General features: G+C 37.7%; 6 protein-coding genes. 3 read left to right on the top strand and 3 right to left on the bottom strand.

Annotated elements, in window-relative coordinates:
- Positions 1 to 21 precede the first annotated feature (21 nt).
- Entirely contained in the window at positions 22 to 159 is a 138-nt protein-coding gene (locus K6G87_RS20040) for a hypothetical protein (protein ID WP_296834427.1), read from the top strand.
- Between the two features lie 248 nt (positions 160 to 407).
- Here K6G87_RS20040 and K6G87_RS04400 read toward each other — a convergent pair whose 3' ends face one another.
- From K6G87_RS04400 to K6G87_RS04390, 3 genes are all read right to left on the bottom strand, one after another.
- Positions 408 to 1,268 (bottom strand): hypothetical protein, encoded by an 861-nt coding sequence (locus tag K6G87_RS04400; RefSeq protein ID WP_296834423.1) that lies wholly within the window; start codon positions 1,266 to 1,268, stop codon positions 408 to 410.
- Positions 1,269 to 1,734: 466 nt separating this feature from the next.
- The gene (locus K6G87_RS04395) at positions 1,735 to 2,754 is read right to left on the bottom strand and encodes an FKBP-type peptidyl-prolyl cis-trans isomerase (protein WP_296834420.1); all 1,020 of its coding nucleotides are present in this window, start codon (positions 2,752 to 2,754) and stop codon (positions 1,735 to 1,737) included.
- A gap of 231 nt (positions 2,755 to 2,985) precedes the next feature.
- Complete coding sequence (locus K6G87_RS04390) at positions 2,986 to 4,476, bottom strand: Na+/H+ antiporter NhaC family protein (protein WP_296834417.1); 1,491 nt, start codon at positions 4,474 to 4,476, stop codon at positions 2,986 to 2,988.
- A gap of 372 nt (positions 4,477 to 4,848) precedes the next feature.
- Here K6G87_RS04390 and K6G87_RS04385 point away from each other — a divergent pair, with 372 nt between their 5' ends.
- Positions 4,849 to 5,256, top strand: a complete 408-nt coding sequence (locus K6G87_RS04385; protein WP_330669706.1) for a pyridoxamine 5'-phosphate oxidase family protein — start codon at positions 4,849 to 4,851, stop codon at positions 5,254 to 5,256.
- On the top strand, positions 5,256 to 5,705 hold a 450-nt coding region (locus K6G87_RS04380), incomplete at its 3' end, for a ZIP family metal transporter (protein WP_442863360.1). The genes K6G87_RS04385 and K6G87_RS04380, both read left to right, overlap by 1 nt.

The following is a 5,705-nucleotide window of genomic DNA, read 5'->3' as shown; positions in this document are numbered from 1 at the left end:
TCAGAATACTGGCAGAGCGAGATGAACAAGATCGATAACTGCATCAACTGCGGTGCCTGCCTTCCAAGATGTCCATATGAACTAAATATTCCAGTTCTTTTGAAAAAAAATCTTGAAGATTACAGGATGGTTCTTGCAGGAAAGCGAAAAGTTAAGTAATCATCTGACAATATAGTATATATTTTTGAACATAAATAACAGAAACGCGCATTTACTGCGTGTTTCGTAATTCAGTGAATCGGTTGGTAATAGAGCCTTCACCGAAGGTGAACTCAAATGGCTCTATTACTACATTCTTGAACTTTATGTTCAAGAATGTATGACTTCTTAAACATCTATTAAAGAAATCCGCTTTTACAGCGGATTTCTTTATTTCAGTGATCCCAGTGATTCTGTTGGTAAACAGATTATTTGTTGTCTACAGAACAGCCTAGAATCCATCTTATATTTTCTTCTATATTTTTTATATTAAGTGGACAACCTGCAGCTTCAAAAGTGATAAAAAGATTCTTTCCGTTGAAAATGCCATTTTTTCTATACTCATCAATTTTTCTTAAATTGTGAAATCTATATTCATCATCATCCAGAAGTCCCATGTGTTCGTGATACAGCTCTTGTCTTGTATCAACATTAAGTAAAGTAAAATCCGGATATACTTTTTTCCCGTTTTTCAGTATTAATTCTGCTTCATATCTGTAAGGTATACCCATCTCATAATACAAATTAGCCAGCATGACCTCTGATTTTGATCTTACCATGTCTCCTTTTTTAGTTAGATAAACTTTCTCCTCATCTTTATAAACATTAGTATTATATTCTGATTGCTCCCAGATAGTAGCATACTCCAAATCACTTATAAGTATTGGTGATATCAGCTTTTGCCGATCTTTATGTAATTTTGAATAAATGATATTAGCACTAATACTTTTCATGCTTCCATTATATGTATTGGGTTCTGATATTAGCTCTAATCCTTTGATAAGGTCAGTAATAATTTTACGTTCTTCATCTATACTTGCTGTCAGCTTTTGCGCATAATCTTTCTGAGCCAGGTCATAAACTTGTTTGAAATCCTTCTTTTTAATGTATTTCCCCAACTTATTACCAGTATTTGAGACCTTGTAATATTGAACAGAGCCTTGATTATGCGATATTCTAAGTTTCCCTTCTATTGGCTTTTCAGCCATTTTTCTTGCTAGCTTCTTTGCCTGCTTAAGCTCTGTATCTCTTGCTTTAAGAGATTCAATAATTGATTTTGTCTGAATCATATAGTTATTTCCCCCTTTTTTCATACACTGCGGACTAGACTCCTACTTCTGGGTTCTGCGGACTAGATTACTGCTTCAGCCGCTTTAGTCCGCAGGTTTTATTCCTTTTCTTGCTTCTATAACCATTATTCTTCTGGGTTCTGCGGACTAGATTACTTGCTTCAACCGCTTTAGTCCGCAGGTTTTACTTCTTTTCTTGCTTTTATAAGCATTATTCTTCTTGGTTCTGCGGACTAACTTCCTGCTTCAAGTACTTTAATCCGCAATTCTTGTTTTAAAAAATTGAAAATAGCCAGAAATGGCCTTTTCGATAACTCAGGCGCCTGATTGGCGCCTGAATCATATGATTTACAGAATTAATAAATTCTAGAATTTACATCACCAAAAACTATGATGACTATCTCTTACAACCATCTTGTAGACAAGCCTTACAACTCCCTATAAAGCTTATGTCTTATAATTATATTTAATCTTCTACGCTAACAAGTTCAATCTCAAAATTAAGAGCTTTACCAGCAAGTTCATGATTAGCATCAAGTGTGATTGTCTGATCATCTTTATCCTTAACTATAACAGGGAATGCTCTTCCCATCTCATCCTGAAGGAATACCTGCTGTCCAACATTAAGCTTCTCAGATCCTGGAAGTTCTGCAATGTTGATTGTAAAGATATTAGCTGCATCACGAAGACCATAAGCTTCTTCAGGCTCAAGGTGAACATTTACTGTCTGTCCAACTTCCATCTCAACAACAGCCTTATCAAAACCAGCGATCATCATTCCTGTACCACAGATAAAATCAAGAGTCTGACCTCTGTCATATGATGAATCAAACTGTGTTCCGTCATCAAGTGTTCCCTTATAGTTAACACTTACTTTCTTTCCGGCATTAGGTCCTTCGAAGATAACAGGTCTTGGACCACCGCAACCGCCGCAGCCACCACAGCCGCCTTCGCTTCCGCATCCACCGCAGCCTTCTTCATCTTCTGAATCATTGCTGCCACAGCCGCCTTCTTCGTGATGTCCACAGTGATGCTCGCCGTCTTCATGATCATGATGTCCACAGTGATGCTCTTCGCCTTCTTCGTGATGTCCACAATGGTGCTCTCCACCTTCATGATCGTGATGTCCGCAGTGATGCTCGCCGCCTTCTTCATGGTGATGATCACAGTTAACACCTCTGGACTCAAGCTCACCATTAAGGTATGCAAATACAGCAGCATCCGCATCGCCTTCTGCTCCTGATATAACTTCGATACCTGATGCAGAAAGAGCATTTAATGCTCCCTGACCAAGACCGCCACAGATAAGCTTTTCAACTTTCTGTTCAGCAAGAAGACCTGCAAGAGATTCGTGTCCAAGTCCTTCGTTTCCAATAACAGTACTTGATACTACCTTGTTGTCTTCAATTTCATAAATTTTAAACTCTTCAGTCTTTCCAAAATGCTGGAAAATCTCGCCTCCGGCATAAGTAACAGCTAACTTCATTGTTATTAATCTCCTATCTTTTATTAAAGTGATGTGATTACCACCTCTTAACGTAACCACATGAATAATCCCTTTTTCTAGGATTTTATCATCTGATTCTTAAGTCTCACCAAAAGAGACTATGTACTAAATTTGGAAAATAATATTTTTTTCATGTCCAAATGAAAGTACATCTTTGCTATTTTACAATGAAAAAACAACATACGCAAATGCAAAAATATTTCTTTTCCCTTATTCTTTCTTTCCTGAGACTCTATATATCAGATAAACTTCCAATGCAAGTATAACTACAGAAGCAGGAAGTGCCACTACAAAGCTCTTCGTAAATCCTGCAATTATATATCCAATAGCGGAAGCAATGATTACAGGTATCTGATACTGAATCTGTGAGCTTACATGATCTATATGATTGCTTCCGGCTCCTGTACTTGACATGATAGTTGTATCTGATATTGGAGAAATATGGTCTCCTGTAACACCTCCTGCAAGGCATGCTGCAATTCCTATAAGAAGCATTTGCTGATCTGCAGAAAGCATGGCTACAGTTATAGGGATCATAATAGCAAAAGTTCCCCAGCTGGTTCCTGATGAAAATGATACAAACACTGAAACTATAAATAGGAATATAGGAATAAGTGCATAGGCACTACTTGCACCCTGCATTAAAGAATTAATGAATACATCTGCACCAAGACCTGAGATCATACCCTTAAGAGTCCAGGCAAGAACCAGTATTATCATAAAAGGAACCATGAGAGTTGATCCTGTTGGAATACAATCCATATAATCCTTAAAAGACATAACTTTTCTTGGAAGATACAAACCTGCACAGAATAATATGGTCATAAGTGAAGCAAATACAAGGCTTTTTGCAGATTCACAGTTTGCAAAGCATTCAATAACAGTTCTTCCGCCATTAAGGTATCCTGTATAGATCATTGCCGCAATTGCAAGCACAATAAGAAATACCATAGGAAGGACAAGATCAATAACGGACCCCTTCATGCCTTTTGAATCAGCTGATTCACTGCTTCTCTTGCCTGCGCTTAAATCAGGCTTTCCGCTTTCTACAGCCCTTTCGTACTTTTTCATAAGACCGAAATCAAATCCTGCAATAGATGTTCCAAATACCATAACAAGAGTAAGAATAGCATAGAAATTAAATGGGATTGCCTTTACAAACATACTAAAACCATTAATAGTATATCCTTCCGGAATATATGAATTGATAGCTGCTGCCCATGATGATATGGGTGCAAGAATACAAACAGGTGCTGCAGTTGCATCAATTATGTATGCAAGCTTTGCTCTTGATACTTTAAACTTATCAGTTACAGGCATCATTACTGATCCTACAGTCAGACAGTTAAAGCCATCATCCATAAATATAAGCATTCCCAGAAGGCTTGTCGCTATAAGTGATGATTTCTTGTTCTTCAGATTTCTGTAGGCCCATTCACCGTAAGCATATGTTCCGCCACTCATCTGCATAAGCCTTACAACTATGCTGATAAGGATAAGGAATATGATTATCGTAAGATCAACATTGGAAATCATAGTATCAAGAAGCGTTTCGAAAGCAGCCCATGGATGTGGTCCTGCCATAAAAAACGCTCCTGTTGTAACACCTACAAACAAGGCAAGATATGCCTGTTTGGTAACAAGAGCCAGTATTATCGCTATTATTGGTGGAAGCAAAGACATCCAAGTACCGTAGACCATAAAATCCCCCTTTTTGCCATTAAAATTTAGAAAAAAATATATGATATTTAATTCTATTATATTGTGCTCAATTTTTCAATTAATATACCTGTTTTTTTGTAGAATAATACGCTTTTTTGAATATATGCGATGATATATAATTGTAGATATCAAAAGTACCTTTTATAAACTGCTCACATGCAAAACTCATTTGCTTTAGCAGATGTTTACGTCAACGCACTAGGTAACGACTTGTTTTTGGTTTCTAAAAAAACTCAACAGGTCTTCAATCTTGTCCTAATATGATAATTTTTACTTATCGTTTTTTCGATAGGTACATTGTATTTTATAAACTAACTAATCCGAAAACAAACTTTTAAAGGAGGCTATATTATGGCAAAGACAGCAATTGAAGAAGTACAGGAATTCCTGCACACGGCTCAGACCTACTACCTTGCTACTGTAGATGGTGACCAGCCAAGAGTAAGACCTTTTGGAACTGCCGAGATATTTGAAGGCAAACTTTACATTCAGACAGGCAAAAAGAAGGACGTTTTCAAACAGCTTGAAAAAAATCCCAAAGCTGAGATCTGTGCATTCAAGGATGGACAATGGCTCAGGGTAGAAGGAAAGCTTGTTTATGATAACCGCATTGAAGCAGAAACAGACATGCTTGATAAGAATCCCGCTTTAAAGAATATGTACGCCCCGGGAGACGGAAATACGGCAGTTTTGTACTTTGATGGTGGTAAGGCTACTTTCTCATCATTTACTGATGCAGACAGAACGGTGACATTCTGATGAGTAAGGACCTTTTAATCGGCGTACTTGTACCATTTTTAGGAACTGCACTTGGTTCTGCCATGGTTTTTTTCATGAAAAAAGAACTGAGTGAAAAATTAAGTCATGCACTTGAAGGCTTTGCTGCAGGCGTCATGGTAGCTGCATCCATATGGAGTCTTATAATTCCAGCAATGGAGCAGTCAGAAGGCATGGGAAAATTGTCATTTATCCCTGCAGTGATCGGATTCTGGGCCGGTATCTTATTCCTGCTCCTTCTTGATGAGATAATACCTCATCTTCATATGAACAGTGATGAACCTGAAGGCTTAAAATCCAATTTTAAGAAAACGACAATGATGGTTCTTGCAGTTACACTCCATAACATACCTGAGGGTATGGCTGTTGGTGTTGTATATGCAGGATGGCTGTCAGGCACTGGCGGAATTACTTCTGCAGGAGCTCTTGCT

Source organism: Butyrivibrio sp. (assembly GCF_024699075.1).
The sequence above is the reverse complement of the archived record's forward strand: the minus strand, read 5'-3'. Positions and strand labels throughout refer to the sequence as shown.

What these genes read in the sequence shown, in the direction of transcription:
- K6G87_RS04385 (WP_330669706.1), top strand. Translation starts at nt 4,849, where the DNA reads ATGGCAAAGACAGCAATTGAAGAAGTACAGGAATTCCTGCACACGGCT.
- K6G87_RS04390 (WP_296834417.1), bottom strand. Translation starts at nt 4,476, where the DNA reads ATGGTCTACGGTACTTGGATGTCTTTGCTTCCACCAATAATAGCGATA.
- K6G87_RS20040 (WP_296834427.1), top strand. Translation starts at nt 22, where the DNA reads ATGAACAAGATCGATAACTGCATCAACTGCGGTGCCTGCCTTCCAAGA.
- K6G87_RS04400 (WP_296834423.1), bottom strand. Translation starts at nt 1,268, where the DNA reads ATGATTCAGACAAAATCAATTATTGAATCTCTTAAAGCAAGAGATACA.
- K6G87_RS04395 (WP_296834420.1), bottom strand. Translation starts at nt 2,754, where the DNA reads ATGAAGTTAGCTGTTACTTATGCCGGAGGCGAGATTTTCCAGCATTTT.